A 16,322-nucleotide genomic window follows, 5' to 3' on the forward strand; every position below is an offset into this window, starting at 1 on the left:
CGCCAGGTGATCCGCCGCCGTCAGATCGCCCGCGCCGCGTCCGTCGCCGACGCCCTCCCCGCTGTGGTCCGCGCCGCCGACCGCAGCACCGCGGAGGCGCGTCTCGTGCTCGCCCGCGCCGAGGAGGCGAGGGCCGGCCGCAACGCCGAGCTCGTCGCCCTCCGCCGCGAGGAGGCCGAGCTGCGCACGCGCCTGCACGGCATCACCGAGGACGTGCACGGCCTGGAGCTCCAGATCTACGAGAAGCGCCTGCAGGTCTCGCAGCTGCTCGAGCGCGCCGCGAGCGAGCTGGGGCTGGGGGAGGAGGTGCTCGTCGCCGAGTACGGCCCCGACGTGCCCGTGCCGGAGGAGGCGCCGCTCCCGCCGCGGCAGCGTCCGCGCGCAGCTCCCGAGGACGCGGCCGACGCCGACGCCGACGCCGACGCCGAGGCCGCCGCGGATCCCGAGGAGGAGACCCGGCCCGACCCCGCGGACGACGACGACCCGACCGACGCCGAGCCCGTCCCCACCCGCCCCTTCGACCGCGAGGAGCAGCGCGCCCGCCTGCAGCAGGCGGAGCGGAAGCTCGCCCAGCTCGGCCGCGTGAACCCGCTCGCGCTGGAGGAGTTCGCCGCGCTCGAGCAGCGCCACCTCTTCCTCACCGAGCAGCTCGCCGACCTCACCGCGACGCGCAAGGACCTGCTCACGATCATCGACGACATCGACCGCACCATGCAGGGCGTCTTCGCCGACGCGTTCGAGGACACCAGGAAGGCGTTCGACCGGGTGTTCCCGATCCTCTTCCCGGGCGGCACCGGCAGCATCCACCTCACGGATCCCGAGCAGCTGCTCACGACCGGCATCGAGGTGAGCGTGCGCCCCGCGGGCAAGCGCATCGAGCGCCTGTCCCTGCTCTCCGGAGGGGAGCGCTCGCTCGCGGCCGTCGCCCTGCTCATCGCGATCTTCACGGCCCGGCCGAGCCCGTTCTACATCATGGACGAGGTGGAGGCCGCTCTCGACGACGCCAACCTCGGGCGTCTGCTCACGATCCTCGAGCAGCTCCGCGACACCTCGCAGCTCATCGTGATCACGCACCAGAAGCGCACGATGGAGATCGCCGACGCGCTCTACGGCGTCTCGATGCGGCAGGACGGCGTGAGCGCGGTCGTCGGCCAGCGCGTCAGCCGGGAGCCGCGCCCCGACTCGGCACCCGGATCCGCGGGCGAGGACGAGCCCGGCGGCGCGGCCGACCCCGCGCCCGAGCCCGCCCCGGAGGAGCAGGCCGCCTCCTGACCCGCGGCTACGCTGGGCACATGGCAGCCCGCACCCCCTGGTCCCTCTCCGGCGCGCTCCGCGGCATGTTCGCGAAGCCGACGATCGACGAGACCACGTGGGACGACCTCGAGACCGCGCTCATCACCGCGGACTTCGGCCCTGACGTCACCGAGGCCACCATCGACGACCTCCGCCAGAAGGTCGAGCGCTACCGCACGACCGACCCGCGCGACCTCCAGCGCATGCTCCGCGAGAGCATCGAGGAGCGCCTCGCGAAGCACGACCCCACGCTGAAGCTCAGCGCCCGCCCCGCGGTCATCCTCGTGGTCGGCGTCAACGGCGTCGGCAAGACCACCACCATCGGCAAGTTCGCGAAGTTCCTCCGCAACTACGGCCGCACGGTCGTCGTCGGCGCCGCCGACACGTTCCGCGCCGCGGCCGTCGACCAGCTCGCCACCTGGGCCGAGCGCGCCGGCGCCGACATCGTGCGCCCGCAGCAGCCGGGCCAGGATCCCGCGAGCGTCGCGTTCCAGACCGTCGAGCACGCGATGCGCACGGGGACCGAGATGGTCATCATCGACACGGCCGGCCGCCTGCACACCAAGGGCGGCCTCATGGACGAGCTGTCGAAGATCCGCCGCGTGGTGGAGAAGCAGTCGCCGATCGCCGAGGTGCTCCTCGTGCTGGACGCCACGACCGGGCAGAACGGGCTCGCGCAGGCGCAGGCGTTCATCGAGCACGGCGGCGTCACCGGCCTCGTCATCACGAAGCTCGACGGATCCGCGAAGGGCGGCTTCATCCTCAACGTGCAGGAGCGCACGGGCATCCCCATCAAGCTCATCGGCCAGGGCGAGGGCATCGGCGACCTGACGGGCTTCACCCCGCACGTCTTCGCGCAGAACCTCGTCGGCTGATCCGGGCGCTGGCCCGGGTCCGCCCGCGCGCCGGTTAAGCTGGACCCACCATGGCTACCTTCGGAACACTCTCGGACCGCCTCGCCGAGACCTTCAAGAACCTGCGCGGCAAGGGCAAGCTCAGCGCCGCGGACGTCGACGGCACCGTCCGCGAGATCCGCCGCGCGCTGCTCGAGGCGGACGTCGCGCTCGACGTCGTCAAGGCGTTCACCGCCTCCGTCCGCGAGCGCGCCCTCGGCGGCGAGGTCAGCCAGGCGCTGAATCCCGCCCAGCAGGTCGTGCAGATCGTCAACGAGGAGCTCGTCGGGATCCTCGGCGGCCAGCAGCGCCGCATCACCTTCGCCAAGAGGCCGCCGACCGTCATCATGCTCGCCGGCCTCCAGGGCGCGGGCAAGACGACCCTCGCCGGCAAGCTCGGCAAGTGGCTCGCGAAGGACGGGCACACGCCCATGCTCGTCGCGGCCGACCTCCAGCGCCCCAACGCCGTGCAGCAGCTGCAGGTCGTCGGCGAGCAGGCGGGCGTCCCCGTGTTCGCGCCCGAGCCCGGCAACGGGAAGGGCAACCCCGTGCGCGTCGCCAAGGACGCGATGAAGCACGCGGTCGACAAGCAGTACAGCGTCGTCATCATCGACACGGCCGGCCGCCTCGGCGTCGATGCGGAGCTGATGAAGCAGGCCGCGGACATCCGCAAGGCCACCGACCCCGACGAGGTCCTCTTCGTCATCGACGCCATGATCGGCCAGGACGCGGTCGCGACCGCGAAGGCGTTCCAGGACGGCGTCGACTTCACGGGCGTCGTGCTCTCCAAGCTCGACGGCGACGCTCGCGGCGGCGCGGCCCTCTCGGTCGCGAGCGTCACCGGCCGCCCGATCATGTTCGCCTCCACGGGCGAGGGACTCGACGACTTCGAGCCCTTCCACCCCGACCGCATGGCGAGCCGCATCCTCGACCTCGGCGACATCCTCACCCTCATCGAGCAGGCCCAGTCGGCCTTCGACGAGGAGGAGGCCATGGAGGTCGCCGCGAAGCTCGCGAGCGACACCTTCACGCTCGACGACTTCCTCAAGCAGATGCAGCAGCTGCGCGGCAAGGGCTCCATCAAGAAGATGATGGGCATGCTCCCCGGCATGGGCGCCATGAAGGAGCAGCTCGAGAACTTCGACGAGAAGGAGATCGTCCGCACCGAGGCGATCATCCAGTCGATGACGAAGGCCGAGCGCCAGAACCCGAAGCTCCTCAACGGCTCGCGTCGCCTGCGCATCGCCCGCGGATCCGGGATGACCGTCACCGACGTCAACGGCCTCGTGCAGCGCTTCGAGCAGGCCTCGAAGATGATGCGCACCGTCGCGCGCGGCGGCATGCCGCAGATCCCCGGCATGGGCCCGATGCCCGGTGCGCACTCGAGCCGCAAGCCCGTGCAGCAGAAGAAGAAGGGCTCGAAGTCCGGCAACCCGGCCAAGCGCGCCCAGGAGAACGCGGCCCTCGCATCCGGCCAGCGCATCGGCGGGCCCACGGCTCCCGCGGGATCCGGCTTCGGCCTCGCCGGTGCGGCCAAGGGCGGCGCGAACGGCGCCCCGAGCGAGGAGGAGCTCGCCTCGCTGCAGAAGTTCCTCGGGCGCTGACCCGACGCACGACCTGAGGGCCCTCCCGCGCACGCGGGAGGGCCCTCGTCGCGCCCCTCGACGCGCGGGCCGCCGCGTGCCAGCCTGTGACGTGCATCGCGGCACCCGGTCGCGGTCCCCGCGTCAGGAGCCTCCCGTGTTCGCACCCGTCACCGCCTTCAGCGGGTTCAGCGTCGACGACGTCCCCGCCGCCCTCGCGTTCTACCGCGGCACCCTCGGCCTCGAGGTCGAGGAGGTCCCCGAGATGGGGATGCTCCGCCTCGTGCTCCCCGGATCCGGCGCCCGCGTGCTCGTCTACCCGAAGCCCGGGCACGAGCCCGCCACGTACACGGTCCTCAACCTGGGCGTCGACGACGTCGAGCAGGCGGTCGTCGAGCTGGCCGCGCGCGGCGTCGAGACGGCGATCTTCCCCGGGATGCCCACGGACGCGCGCGGGATCATGCGCGGGAACGGCCCCGACATCGCGTGGTTCCGCGACCCGGCCGGCAACGTGCTGTCCGTCGTCGCGGCGTGACGCGCGGGCGTCAGACCGAGCAGCTCCCCGAGTCCACCGGAGTCGACGCACCGGCCTCCTGCAGCACGGGCGCGATCTCGTCGAGCGTCATCGCGTAGCCCGTCTGGGAGTCCACGGTCGACGTCGCGAACACCAGGCCCACCACGCGCCCCCGGGTGTCGAACAGCGCGCCGCCCGAGTCTCCGGGCCGCACGGTGCCGCGCACGGAGTAGACCTCGCGCGTCACGGGCTGCTCGTGCTGGATGTCCGTGCCGATCGCCTCGACCACCTCGCGGATCCGCGCCCCGGTCGCCTGGTAGGGCCCACCGCCGGGGTAGCCGGCGACGACCGCCTCGTCCGATGCCCGGAGCTCGTCGCCGAGCGCGAGCGGCGCCGCGGTGAGGCCGGGCACGGCGAGGATCGCGACGTCGCGCGCGGGATCGAACACCACCAGCTCGGCGCGCAGCAGCTCGCCGGTGCCGCCCTGCTGCACGTAGACCTCGTCGGATCCGGTCACCACGTGCGCGTTCGTCACGACGCGGTCGCCCTGCACCACCCAGCCGCTGCCGGACGAGGACGTGCCGCATGCGGGCGCCGACGAGAGGATCTTGACCACGCTCGCGGCGGACCGGCGCACGGCGTCGGGCACGTCGGCGTCGGGCGCGGCGGTGTCGGCGATCGACTCCTCGCCGTTCGCGAACACCCGCGGGTAGCCGACGTCGTGGAGCGCGTCGTCGAGCGCGGAGAGCGCGGTGCCGCTCGAGATCGGGCTGACCCGGTCGAGCGCCTGGACGATGCGCGACGACGACGCGAGCTGCACCGCGGGGATCACGCCGCTGGAGCCGAGGAAGCCGCCGATGAACCAGACCGAGACGGCCCAGGCCGCGAGCCCCGCGACGGCGCCGATGCCGCGGTCGAGTCCGCGGGCGGCGCCGCGGGGGCGGAGGAGCCGCGTGAGGACGCTCGCGACCTGCGCGAGGATCCCGCTGACCAGCGAGGTCGTGACGAGCATGAGCAGCGCGGCCGCGATGGTGCGGGTGATCCCGGTGGCGACGCCGAACTGGTCGAGCAGCGCGAGGAAGGCCGGCGTGATCCCGAGCGCGAGCAGCACGCCGAGCACGATCCCCGCGAGCCCGGCGACGGTGACGATGGCGCCGCGGCGCCAGCCGGCGAGGGCCGCGAGCACGGCGACGACGAGGATGACGATGTCGACGGCGGGGCTCACCTGCACAGTCTGCCCCGCGTCACCGGCCCAATCCTGAGCGCAGCTCCTCGACGAGGTGCGTGACCACGGGGGCGAGCGCGCCGTCGTTCTCCTCGGCGACCCGCAGCTGCCGCTGGTAGCTCGCGCCGCGGTCGACGATGTCGAGGATCCCGCGCAGCTCCGCCTCGCAGCCGAGCGCGTCGGCCGTGGGGGAGAGGCGCTCCACGAGCGCCCGGGTGTCGTCGCCGACGAGGGCCTCCTCGCCCGCGGCGTCCTGGATGACGATGGCGTCCATGCCGTAGCGGGCCGCGCGCCACTTGTTCTCGCGCACGAACCACGGCTGCATCCTCGGGAGCTCCTCGCCGCGGTCGAGCGCGGCGGACATGTCGTGCACCAGGCACTGCACCAGCGCCGCGAGCGACGCGATCTCGCCGAGCGTCGACACGCCGTCGAAGACGCGCGTCTCGAGCGTGCCCCACCTGGGCGCCGGCCGGATGTCCCAGCGCAGCTCGCTGTGGTGGTCGATGACGCCGACGTGCGTCATGTCGGAGACCAGCCGCTCGTAGTCGGCCCACGTCGTGAGGTCGGGCGGCAGGCCCGCCGTCGGGAGCTGCTGGAACATGAGGGCGCGGTTGGACGCGTATCCGGTCTCCTGCCCCGACCAGAACGGGCTCGACGCGCTGAGGGCCTGGAACCGGGGGAGGTGCAGTAGCAGCGCGTTCAGGATGGGGAGCGCCTTCGACGCGTCGTCGATGCCGACGTGCACGTGCACGCCCCAGATCATCATCTGCCGCCCCCACCACCTGGTGCGGTCGAGCAGCGTCGCGTAGCGCTCGTTGTCGGGCGTGACGTCCTGGTCGGGCCACGCGCTGAACGGGTGCGTGCCCGCGCACATGAGGTCGATGCCGAGCGGATCCGCGACGCCCACCACCCGCTCGATGAGCCGGGCCAGGTCGTCCACTGCGTGCCCGACCCGCGCGTGCGGCGCGCTGACGACCTCGACCGTGTTGGTGAGGAACTCGCCGGTCACGTGCGGGTGCGCGTCGTCGTGGGGGAACGAGCGGAGGATCTCGGGCGCGGCTCCGGCGAGCTCCCCGGAGCCGCGGTCGACGCACGCGAGCTCCCACTCGATGCCCACGCGGGACGGGGGCTGCTGGGCGAAGTCGATCTGCATGCGGGTCCTGCCGTCCACGGGGTCTCGGGGCGCATGCGCCGGGTCCCGTCGATCATGCCACGGCGCGGGCGGGCCGTCCCCGGTGCGACGCCGCGTGGCGCGCCGACGCCCCGTTCCACGCCGCCGCCCCGGATATGCCATGATGATCTGTCGAGTCCGCGATCGTCCGACCCTCTAATCAGGCGCCGCGAGACCCCATCGAACCAATGCCGAGTGTGCCCCCACGCTCACGGCCGTCAGTTCACCCCACACAAAAGAAATTCAGGAGAATTGTGGCTGTCAAGATCCGTCTGAAGCGCCTGGGCAAGATCCGCGCGCCGTACTACCGCATCGTCGTCGCCGACTCGCGCACCAAGCGCGACGGTCGCGTCATCGAGGAGATCGGCAAGTACCACCCCACCGAGGAGCCCTCGTTCATCGAGGTCCAGTCGGAGCGGGCGCAGTACTGGCTCTCCGTGGGCGCCCAGCCCACCGAGCAGGTCGAGGCCCTCCTCAAGCTCACGGGCGACTGGGGTCGCTTCAAGGGCGACAAGGACGCCGTCTCCACCGTCCGCACCCGCGAGGCGAAGCCCGCCTACGTCGCGGACGAGAAGAAGAAGCCGGTCCTCAAGCCCAAGACCGAGAAGGCCGCACCCGCGCCCGAGGCCGCAGCGCCCGAGGCCGAGTCGACCGAGGAGCAGGCCTAGCCCATGCTCGCTCCCGCGCTCGCTCATCTGGTCAAGGGCATCGTCGAGCACCCGGACGACGTCTCCGTGACGAGCAAGGGATCCCCCCGCGGCGAGGTCCTCGAGGTGCGCGTGCACCCCGAGGACCTCGGCCGGGTCATCGGCCGAGCGGGTCGCACCGCGAAGGCCCTCCGGACGCTCGTCTCGGCTCTCGCCGACGGCCAGCGCGTCCGCGTCGATGTGGTGGACACCGATTCCTGAGGACACCGTCCGTGACCCCGCGGCGTTCCGCGTGGGCCGGCTCACGAAGGCGCACGGGCTCAAGGGCGCCGTGAAGCTCGAGCTGTTCACGGACGACCCCGACAAGCGCTTCGTCCCCGGCGCCGAGTTCACGCTCCAGGTGCCCGAGTCGTCGCCCTGGCACGGCCGCACCCTCACGCTCACCGAGCTGCGCTGGTACAACAGCAACCCCGTCGGCTTCTTCGAGGGCGTCGCCGACCGCACGGCCGCCGAGTCGCTCGCCAAGGCCATCCTCTGGATGACGCCGCCCGCCGACGAGCCCGCCGAGCCCGACGCCTGGTACGACCACCAGCTCGTGGGCCTGAAGGTCCTCCGCGACGGCGTCGAGGTGGGCACGGTCTCCCTCGTCGACCACTTCCCCGCGCAGGACCTCCTCCACGTCGACACCCCGTCCGGCACCGTGCTGGTGCCGTTCGTGCAGGCGATCGTCCCGTCGGTCGACGTCGAGGCCGGCACGCTCGTCGTCACCCCGCCGCTCGGCCTCTTCGAGGAGATCCCGGACGAGCAGCCGACGCCCCCCGCGGACGCGGCTCCCGACGCCGCCCCCGAGGGCGACGACGCCCGCTGACATGCGGATCGACATCGTCTCGATCTTCCCCGAGTTCTTCGGGGTGCTCGACATCTCCCTGCTCGGCCGCGCACGCCAGTCCGGCCTCATCGACCTCCGCGTGCACGACCTGCGCTCCTTCACCCACGACCGCCACCGCACCGTGGACGACACGCCGTACGGCGGCGGCGCCGGCATGGTCATGCGCCCGGAGCCGTGGGGCGAGGCCATGGACGAGGTCCTGGGCGACGACACCGATCCCGTCGTGATCTTCCCGTCGCCCGCGGGCGAGGTGTTCACGCAGGCCATGGCGCAGGAGCTCTCCGCGGAGCGCCACCTCGCGTTCGGCTGCGGCCGCTACGAGGGCATCGACCAGCGCGTCGTCGACCACACCGCGACGCGCGCCCGGGTCCGCCTCGTGAGCCTCGGCGACTACGTGCTGAACGGCGGCGAGGTCGCCGTCATGGCGATGATCGAGGCCATCGGGCGCCTCGTGCCCGGGGTCGTCGGCAACCCGGCGAGCCTCGTCGAGGAGAGCCACTCCGACGGCCTGCTCGAGCACCCCAGCTACACCAAGCCGCCCGAATGGCGCGGCCTCGCGGTGCCCGACGTGCTCCGCAGCGGCAACCACGGCGCGATCGCGGCATGGCGTCGCGAGCAGCAGCTCGAGCGCACGCGCCGCGTCCGCCCTGACCTCCTGCCCGAGTAGCTCGGCGGGGCCCGGACGGCGCGACGTCAGGAGCGCGCGGTGAGGATCAGCGGGCCCGACTCCGTGATGGCCACGGTGTGCTCCATGTGCGCGCCGCGCGAGCCGTCGGCGCTCCGGAGGGTCCAGCCGTCCTTGTCCGTGTAGATCTCGTCGGTGCTCTGCAGGAACCACGGTTCGATCGCGATCACGAGGCCGGGACGCAGCGGCACGCCGCGGTTCGGCCGGCCCTGGTTGGCGATGTGTGGATCACCGTGCATGGTGCGCCCGACGCCGTGCCCGCCGAAGTCGGTGTTGACCGAGTAGCCGGCCTCCGTCGCGACCGCGCCGATGGCCGCAGAGATGTCGCCCGTGCGGCCGCCGGGCTGCGCCGCGCGGATCCCCGCCTCGAGCGCGGCGGTCGTCACCTCGATGAGGCGGACGTCCTCCTCGCGGGGCGTGCCGACGATGACGCTGACGGCCGAGTCGCTGACCCAGCCGTCTACGGACGCGGCGAAGTCGAGGCTCAGGAGGTCGCCGTCCTGCAGCCGGTAGTCGTGGGGGAGCCCGTGCAGCACGCCGTCGTTGACGGACGTGCAGAGGACCTTGCCGAAGGGCATCGCGCCGAAGGACGGGTGGTAGTCGATGTAGCAGGACTCGGCGCCGCGAGCGCGGATCATGCGGTGCGCCTCGCGGTCGAGATCGAGCAGGTTGACCCCCACGTCGGCCTGTGCGGCCAGGGCCGTGAGCACGGAGGCCACGAACTCCCCGGCGGGTCGCATCTGGTCCATCTCAGCGGGCGTTCGCAGTTCCATCACGCGATGGATCCTACGGGAGCCCGCCTCAGCGGACCCTCCCGCGGCGCCCAGGATCCCTTCGTAGCATGGGCGCATGCAGCAGCCCCCGGCCCTCCGACTCCGCCGCGCGCTCTACCGCTGGCAGTTCGCCGCGGTCGTCGTGCTCCCCGCCTGGCTCCTCGTCGGCTGGGCGGCGTTCGGCTCCGGAGGATGGGAGCTCCTCCTGGTGATGCTCGCGGCCGCGGGCCTCGGCATCGCCCTGCTCGCCGCCCTCGGCATCACGCTGGCCCGGCGCTCGGTGCGGACCGCCCGGGCCGTGTCCCCGACGGACGCCGTGTCCATGGGCGTCCTGACCCTGGCCGTGATCGGCACGGGCACGTACTCCGTCGTCAGCACCTGGTGCGCGGTCGTGGCAGCCCTGGCCGCCGTCGCGCTCGTCGCGCTGGCCGTCCGGCAGCTGCTGGCGGAGACGCGCCAGCGGATGCAGGAGGTCATCGCGGTCATCGAGCGGGACGCCCAGCCGCGACCGCCGGAGTGGAAGGCCGCCGAGGGCCCGGACGCCGGGCGCACCATCCGGCTGGACTGATCGACCGCGCTGGGCCCCCGCGCTTTGCGCTCGACGCGCCCGAGGTGACACAATGGGCGATCGTGCCTGCCGCCGACCCTGCCACGGGGGAGTCGGCCACTCATGCGGGCCGTTCCCCTTCCAGACATTGATGCGCAGTCGACCCGTGGCGGTTGCAGAGAGCGGTACACCATGCACATCCTCGATTCCGTCGACAAGGCGTCGCTGCGGTCGGACATCCCCGACTTCCGCGCCGGCGACACGGTCAAGGTCCACGTCAACATCGTCGAGGGCAGCCGCTCGCGCATCCAGGTGTTCCAGGGCATCGTCATCGGCCGTCAGGGCGAGGGCGTCCGCGAGACGTTCTGCGTCCGCAAGGTCAGCTTCCAGGTCGGCGTCGAGCGCACCTTCCCGGTGCACTCCCCGGTCATCGACCACATCGAGGTCGTGACGCGCGGCGACGTGCGCCGCGCCAAGCTGTACTTCCTGCGCGACCTGCGCGGCAAGAAGGCGAAGATCAAGGAGAAGCGCTCCTAGCGCATCCCCACCTGTCATCCCACTGAGCTCCCGGCGCATATGCTTGCCGGGAGCTCAGGCGGTTAAATGACAGACAGCACGGCGCCCGTGGAGACGAGATCCTCGGGCAGGCACAGCGGCAGCGCATCGCGTGGATGGAAGACGTTCCTCCGGGACGTCCTCGTCATCTTCGTGGTGGCCCTCCTCGTCTCGATCCTGATCAAGGCGTTCCTGATCCGGTCGTTCTACATCCCCTCCGAGTCGATGGAGGACACCCTCCAGGTCGATGACCGGATCGTCGTGAACCAGCTCACGCCGCGGCTCATCCCGCTGCAGCGCGGCGACGTCGTCGTCTTCCGCGATCCGGGCGGCTGGCTCACCCCGTCGCCCGAGGTCGACAAGCCCCCGATCGCGGCCGCGGTCGACTGGGCGCTCACCACGGTGGGCCTCTCGGCCTCCGACAGCAACGACCACCTCATCAAGCGCCTGATCGGACTGCCGGGCGACCACGTCGTCTGCTGCAACTCCCTCGGGCAGATGAGCGTCAACGACGTGCCGCTGGACGAGCCGTACGTCAAGCTCGTGCCCGGCGACACGCGCGCGTCCGACATCGACTTCGACGTGACCGTGCCGGCGGACTCCCTCTGGGTCATGGGCGACAACCGCGACAACTCCCGTGATTCCCGCTACAACGTCGACGGGCCCACCAAGGGCTTCGTGCCGATCGACCACGTGGTCGGCCGCGCCTTCGTCATCACGTGGCCCATCGACCGCTGGTCGATCCTCAGCGACCACCCCGAGACGTTCGGCGACGTGCCCGACGCGGTCCCCGCCGGCTGATGCCGGTCGCGGATCCGACCCTCGAGCTGGAGCGGGAGCTCCTCGGCGCCGGTGCGACGCTCGTCATCGGCTGCGACGAGGTCGGGCGCGGCGCCCTCGCCGGGCCGGTGGCGGTCGGGATGGCGGCCGTCGGGCTCGATGCCGGCGCGTTCCCCGCGGGCCTCCGGGACTCGAAGATGCTGAGCGAGAAGCGCCGCGAGGCCCTGCATCCGCTGGTCTCGTCCTGGGTCCGGCACGCGGCCGTCGGCATGGCGTCCGCCGAGGAGGTGGACGCGCTGGGGATCACGGCCTGCCTCGGCCTCGCCGGGCGGCGCGCGCTCGTGGAGCTCCACCACCTCGGCGTGCCGGTCCTCGACAGCGTCGTGCTCCTCGACGGCTCGCACGACTGGCTCACGCCCGCGCTCGCCCGTCCGGTGCCGATGCGGCTGCGCGTCAAGGCGGACCGCGACTGCGCCTCGGTGGCGGCGGCGTCCGTGCTCGCCAAGGTGCACCGGGACCGCCTGATGGCCGCGTGGCACGAGGAGTCGCCGGAGTACGGCTGGGCCGGGAACAAGGGCTACGGCAGCCCCGCCCACCTCGACGCGATCCGCGCGGTCGGGGCGTCCCGGATCCACCGGCGCAGCTGGCTGGGTGGCGTGCTGGCGTCGCCGGGCACCTGAGACCTGCCCGCGGTCGGGAGCGGCCGGTGCATGCGCATCCCCTGGCCGGCCGGTCCCGCGACGGACCCGGCCGGACGGCGGCGGCCACGGGGGCGGTTAGGATCGACGGACCATGGATGACGACGAGTTCGAGGACTACGACCGCGAGGTGGAGCTGGCGCTCTACCGGGAGTACCGGGACATCGTGTCCCAGTTCAAGTACGTGGTCGAGACCGAGCGGCGCTTCTACCTCGCCAACGAGGTCGAGCTCGTGCGGCGCGACACGGAGCACGACTTCTACTTCGAGCTGAGCATGACCGACGTCTGGGTCTGGGACGTCTACCGCTCCGACCGCTTCGTGAAGTCCGTCCGGGTGCTCACCTTCAAGGACGTGAACGTCGAGGAGCTGTCGGCGAAGGAGTTCGAGCTCCCCAAGGAGCTCGCCATCGACGAGTAGGGCTCCTCCCCGGATCCCTCCCCAGGCGCTCGATCGGGGCCCACCGCACGGGCTCGTGGCGTAGGGCCGCCCATGCCGACGTCGTCGCGCATCCTCCACGCGGAGGTGCGCATGACACGCGAGCAGGACCTGGGACGACGCGGCGAGGATCTCGCCGCACGGCATCTGATCGGGCGCGGGTACGCCCTGGTCGAGCGCAACTGGCGGTGCCGCGAGGGCGAGATCGACCTGGTGATGACGCACGGCGGCACGACCGTGCTCGTGGAGGTCAAGACGCGTGCAGGGCTGCGGTACGGGCACCCGCTGGAGGCGGTCACCCGAGCGAAGGCCGCGCGCCTGCGGGTCCTCGCGGGGCTGTGGTGCCAGGCGCATCCGGAGCGGCGCGGGCCGGTGCGCATCGACGTGGTCGGCGTGGTGTGGCCGCGCGGCGGACAGCCCTCGGTCGAGGTCGTCCGGAGCGCGTGCTGATGGCCGTCGGCCGCACGCTCGCCGTCGCCCTCTCGGGCCTCGACGGCGCGCTCGTCGACGTCGAGGCCGACATCACGAGCCAGCTCCCCGGGTTCGTGCTCATCGGACTGCCCGACGCCGCCCTCAGCCAGGCGCGAGAACGGGTCCGCGCCGCCACCGGCAACGCGGGGTGCGAGTTCCCGGTCCGCCGGGTCACCGTCAACCTCTCGCCCGCGGTCCTGCCGAAGCACGGCTCCGGCTTCGACCTCGCGATCGCCCTGGCCGTGCTCGCGGCGGGCGGGTCGGTGTCGGCCGAGTCGGTGGCCGGCACGGTGCACCTCGGCGAGCTCGGCCTCGACGGCAGGCTCCGCCCGACGCACGGCATCCTCCCCGCGGTGCTCGCCGCACGCCGTGCGGGCGTCCGCCGGGTCATGGTGCCGCGCTGCCATGCGGACGAGGCGTCCCTCGTGCCGGACATGCGCGTCATCGCGGTGGCGGGCTTGCGGGACGCGGCGATCCACCACGGCGCCGAGCTCGAACCGGAGCCGGAGGAGGACGATGCCCGGCCGGTCGCGGCGACGGGAGCCGACTCGACGCGTGTCCTCGGCGGCCCGGAGTCCGCGGAGCCCTGCCTGGGCGACGTCGTCGGCAACGAGGAGGCCGTCGAGGCCCTCGTCGTCGCGGCCGCGGGCGGGCACCACATGTTCCTCCTCGGCCCGCCCGGCGCGGGGAAGACCATGCTCGCTCAGCGGCTGCCGGGCCTCCTGCCGGACCTCGACGAGGAGGCCGCGCTGGAGGTCGGCTGCATCCGGTCGCTGTGCGGCGAGCGCCTGGGACCCGAGCTGCCCGTGCGGCCGCCCCTGGAGGCCCCGCACCACACCGCGAGCGCCGCGGGCATCGTGGGCGGCGGCAGCGGGCGGATCCGTCCGGGTGCGGCCGTGCGCGCCAGCGGGGGAGTGCTCTTCCTCGACGAGGCGCCGGAGTTCGCGGGCACTGTGCTCGACTGCCTGCGGCAGCCGCTCGAGTCGGGCGTGATCAGCATCCATCGGGCGAACGGCGTCGCCCACTTCCCGGGGCGATTCCAGCTGGTCATGGCCGCCAACCCGTGCCCGTGCGGTGCGTACGGCGTCGCGGGATCCGACTGCTCCTGTCCGCCCCAGGCGCGGCGACGCTACCTGGCCCGCCTCTCGGGTCCGCTGATGGACCGGATGGACATCCGGCTCGGCGTGCGCCGGGTCACGACGGCCGTGCACCTGGCCGCGGGCGACGCACCTCGGGTCACGACGGCGTCGGCCCGGGTCCGCGTGGCCGCCGCGCGTGCGGCGGCGGCGGAGCGATGGGCTGCGACGCCGTGGCGCACCAACGCCCACGTCTCCGGCACCTGGCTCCGGCGGGAGGCGCGCATCGCACGGGGTGCGACGGCCTCCCTCGACCGCGCCCTGGACCGCGGGCTCCTCACCATGCGCGGCTACGACCGCGTCCTCCGGATCGGCTGGACGCTCGCGGACCTGGAGGGCGCGTCGAGCCCCGATGCGGATCACCTGGGCCGTGCGCTCCTCCTGCGAGGCGCCTCATGACCGCCGTGGGCGACATCCCCGAGGCGGGCGACGACCCGGGAGGTGGCCGTCGCGACGCGGTCGATGGCAGGCCGGCGCCACGTCCCGCGAGCAGGGCGCGGGCCGCGGGCCCGGGAGAGCGCGGGGTCGGAGGTCCGGACTCGGCGAGGGCCCGCTCCGTGGCGCGCCTCGGGTTGTCCCGGGGCGAGCTGGACGAGCTGATGGCCGCGCTCCGACCCGATCCCCGCGAGACGGGCGAGGAGGGCGGCGACGCGGACGCCGAGGAGGCGGCGGCGCGCTGCACGTGGTCCGGCATCGCCGAGCCCGGCGATCGCGTCGCGGGGGCAGTGATCGGCGTCCTCGGCGCGTGCGCGGCCCTGGCCTCCGTGGTCGACGGCTGCTCGGCCGATGCCCTCGTCGGGGCGATGCTCGAGGCCGGGCTCGACCTGCAGGAGGACGGCCGTGCCGCGCTCGTCGGCGAGCTCGACGGGGCGCTGGAGCGCTGGCGGCCCCGCGTCGTGCGGACCGAGGCGCTGGCGCGACTCCATGCCGCCCGCTCGGTGGGCGCCCGCGTGCTCGTGCCGGGGGATCCGCTCTGGCCGGTCGGCGCGGACGACCTGGGGCCGCACGCGCCGCTCGTGCTGTGGTGCACGGGTGCGCCGGATGCACTGGCGGCGCTCCCGGGATCGGCGGCGATCGTGGGGGCGCGTGCCGCCACGGGGTACGGCGAGCACGTCACCGCCGAGCTGGCCGCGGGCCTCGTGGAGCGCGGCGTCGCCGTGGTGTCGGGTGGCGCGTACGGCATCGACGGAGCGGCGCACCGCGCGGCGATCGGCTCGGGAGGCCGGACGGTCGCGTTCCTGGCGGGCGGCGCCGACCGCCTGTACCCGTCCGGCCACACGGAGCTCTTCGCCCGGATGCGACGCGATGGGGCGGTCGTGTCCGAGCTGCCGTGCGGTGCGTCCCCCACGCGGTGGCGGTTCCTCCTGCGCAACCGCCTCATCGCGGCGGTCAGCGCCGCGACCGTCGTGGTCGAGGCGGGTGCGCGCAGCGGGTCGCTGAACACGGCGAACCACGCGGTGGCGCTGGAGCGGCCTCTCGGTGCCGTGCCCGGACCGGTCACGAGCGTGTCGTCGTCGGGCTGCCACCGTCTCCTGCGCGAGTCCCCGGCGGTCTGCATCACGTCCGCGGACGACGTGATGGAGCTCCTGCCGGGCTGGAGCGGGGCGGGCTCGCACCAGCGGAACCCGTACCCGCGACCTGCGCAGCGCCCGGCCCCGGCGACGGGAGCTGGCCCCGCGGGCGTGGACTCCCGTGCCGCGGGCACCCGGAGCGATCCGCGCATCGTGCGCGTTCTCGACGCCCTCGCCGTGCGCCGAGGACGCCACACCGCGGACGTGGCGGCGCGCGCGGGCCTCGGCCTGGCCGAGACGTCCTCCGTGCTGGGCCTGCTCGAGCTCGAGGGGGAGGTGGCGCGTCCCGACGACGGGTGGGTGCGGCGAGCCGGATCCCGGTGAGCCGGTGACCCGCGTCATAGGGAGGGAGCCGGTCCGCGGCCCCACGACCAGCCCGCGGGCCGGATCGACGATCCCCGCGCGCCTCGCCCGTGCGACGGCGGGCATGCCCGACCAGGGCCGCGCGGCCCCGA

General features: G+C 73.3%; 19 protein-coding genes. 16 read left to right on the forward strand and 3 right to left on the reverse strand.

Annotated features, from left to right (window positions below):
• The 4 genes from DZG00_RS04360 to DZG00_RS04375 all read left to right on the forward strand — a co-directional run.
• The coding region (locus tag DZG00_RS04360; protein ID WP_147359920.1) for an AAA family ATPase at positions 1-1,272 on the forward strand (1,272 nt) is incomplete at its 5' end.
• A 20-nt stretch (positions 1,273-1,292) separates the two neighbouring features.
• Positions 1,293-2,168 (forward strand): signal recognition particle-docking protein FtsY, encoded by an 876-nt coding sequence (gene ftsY, locus DZG00_RS04365; RefSeq protein WP_045527514.1) that lies wholly within the window; start codon positions 1,293-1,295, stop codon positions 2,166-2,168.
• Positions 2,169-2,218: 50 nt separating this feature from the next.
• The gene (gene ffh, locus DZG00_RS04370) at positions 2,219-3,790 is read left to right on the forward strand and encodes a signal recognition particle protein (RefSeq protein ID WP_119381319.1); all 1,572 of its coding nucleotides are present in this window, start codon (positions 2,219-2,221) and stop codon (positions 3,788-3,790) included.
• 136 nt (positions 3,791-3,926) lie between these two features.
• Positions 3,927-4,304 carry a VOC family protein gene (locus tag DZG00_RS04375; RefSeq protein WP_119381320.1) on the forward strand — a complete coding sequence of 126 codons (378 nt, stop codon included), beginning with the start codon at positions 3,927-3,929 and terminating at the stop codon, positions 4,302-4,304.
• A gap of 10 nt (positions 4,305-4,314) precedes the next feature.
• Here DZG00_RS04375 and DZG00_RS04380 read toward each other — a convergent pair whose 3' ends face one another.
• Together DZG00_RS04380 and DZG00_RS04385 are read right to left on the reverse strand one after the other, a co-directional pair.
• The gene (locus tag DZG00_RS04380) at positions 4,315-5,508 is read right to left on the reverse strand and encodes a MarP family serine protease (protein WP_233548841.1); all 1,194 of its coding nucleotides are present in this window, start codon (positions 5,506-5,508) and stop codon (positions 4,315-4,317) included.
• A 19-nt stretch (positions 5,509-5,527) separates the two neighbouring features.
• A complete protein-coding gene (locus DZG00_RS04385; RefSeq protein WP_233548843.1) occupies positions 5,528-6,661 on the reverse strand; it encodes a glutamate--cysteine ligase in 1,134 nt (377 codons plus the stop codon).
• A 272-nt stretch (positions 6,662-6,933) separates the two neighbouring features.
• On the opposite strand from DZG00_RS04385, the gene rpsP reads away from it, so the two are divergent.
• Genes rpsP through trmD form a run of 4 tightly spaced genes read left to right on the forward strand, consistent with a single transcriptional unit; the run spans position 6,934 to position 8,882 of the window.
• Complete coding sequence (rpsP, locus tag DZG00_RS04390) at positions 6,934-7,347, forward strand: 30S ribosomal protein S16 (RefSeq protein WP_015490055.1); 414 nt, start codon at positions 6,934-6,936, stop codon at positions 7,345-7,347.
• A gap of 3 nt (positions 7,348-7,350) precedes the next feature.
• Positions 7,351-7,587 carry an RNA-binding protein gene (locus tag DZG00_RS04395; RefSeq protein ID WP_012038054.1) on the forward strand — a complete coding sequence of 79 codons (237 nt, stop codon included), beginning with the start codon at positions 7,351-7,353 and terminating at the stop codon, positions 7,585-7,587.
• Positions 7,565-8,194 (forward strand): ribosome maturation factor RimM, encoded by a 630-nt coding sequence (gene rimM, locus DZG00_RS04400; protein WP_119381323.1) that lies wholly within the window; start codon positions 7,565-7,567, stop codon positions 8,192-8,194. Before DZG00_RS04395 ends, rimM begins: the two co-directional genes overlap by 23 nt.
• Before the next feature lies 1 nt (position 8,195).
• Entirely contained in the window at positions 8,196-8,882 is a 687-nt protein-coding gene (trmD, locus tag DZG00_RS04405) for a tRNA (guanosine(37)-N1)-methyltransferase TrmD (protein ID WP_119381324.1), read from the forward strand.
• Between the two features lie 26 nt (positions 8,883-8,908).
• Here the strand turns inward: trmD and map are convergent, their stop codons facing one another.
• Complete coding sequence (gene map / locus DZG00_RS04410; protein WP_119381325.1) at positions 8,909-9,676, reverse strand: type I methionyl aminopeptidase; 768 nt, start codon at positions 9,674-9,676, stop codon at positions 8,909-8,911.
• 73 nt (positions 9,677-9,749) lie between these two features.
• Here map and DZG00_RS04415 point away from each other — a divergent pair, with 73 nt between their 5' ends.
• The 8 genes from DZG00_RS04415 to dprA all read left to right on the forward strand — a co-directional run bounded on the left by DZG00_RS04415 (position 9,750) and on the right by dprA (position 16,191).
• The gene (locus DZG00_RS04415) at positions 9,750-10,241 is read left to right on the forward strand and encodes a hypothetical protein (RefSeq protein ID WP_119381326.1); all 492 of its coding nucleotides are present in this window, start codon (positions 9,750-9,752) and stop codon (positions 10,239-10,241) included.
• Between the two features lie 171 nt (positions 10,242-10,412).
• The gene (rplS, locus tag DZG00_RS04420) at positions 10,413-10,757 is read left to right on the forward strand and encodes a 50S ribosomal protein L19 (RefSeq protein WP_012298189.1); all 345 of its coding nucleotides are present in this window, start codon (positions 10,413-10,415) and stop codon (positions 10,755-10,757) included.
• Between the two features lie 66 nt (positions 10,758-10,823).
• Positions 10,824-11,576 (forward strand): signal peptidase I, encoded by a 753-nt coding sequence (lepB, locus tag DZG00_RS04425; RefSeq protein WP_119381327.1) that lies wholly within the window; start codon positions 10,824-10,826, stop codon positions 11,574-11,576.
• The gene (gene rnhB, locus DZG00_RS04430) at positions 11,576-12,235 is read left to right on the forward strand and encodes a ribonuclease HII (RefSeq protein WP_119381328.1); all 660 of its coding nucleotides are present in this window, start codon (positions 11,576-11,578) and stop codon (positions 12,233-12,235) included. The genes lepB and rnhB overlap by 1 nt, the downstream gene beginning before the upstream one ends.
• 112 nt (positions 12,236-12,347) lie before the next feature.
• On the forward strand, positions 12,348-12,671 hold the full coding sequence (locus DZG00_RS04435; RefSeq protein ID WP_012298192.1) for a DUF2469 family protein: 324 nt from the start codon (positions 12,348-12,350) through the stop codon (positions 12,669-12,671).
• Positions 12,672-12,782: 111 nt separating this feature from the next.
• The gene (locus DZG00_RS04440) at positions 12,783-13,139 is read left to right on the forward strand and encodes a YraN family protein (protein ID WP_119381331.1); all 357 of its coding nucleotides are present in this window, start codon (positions 12,783-12,785) and stop codon (positions 13,137-13,139) included.
• Positions 13,139-14,695: a YifB family Mg chelatase-like AAA ATPase gene (locus tag DZG00_RS04445; protein WP_119381329.1), complete on the forward strand. Its 1,557-nt coding sequence runs from the start codon at positions 13,139-13,141 to the stop codon at positions 14,693-14,695. Before DZG00_RS04440 ends, DZG00_RS04445 begins: the two co-directional genes overlap by 1 nt.
• 200 nt (positions 14,696-14,895) lie before the next feature.
• Positions 14,896-16,191 (forward strand): DNA-processing protein DprA, encoded by a 1,296-nt coding sequence (gene dprA, locus DZG00_RS04450; RefSeq protein WP_119381330.1) that lies wholly within the window; start codon positions 14,896-14,898, stop codon positions 16,189-16,191.
• Positions 16,192-16,322: the final 131 nt, after the last annotated feature.

This window comes from Clavibacter lycopersici (genome assembly GCF_003576405.1).
Taxonomy (GTDB): domain Bacteria; phylum Actinomycetota; class Actinomycetes; order Actinomycetales; family Microbacteriaceae; genus Clavibacter; species Clavibacter lycopersici.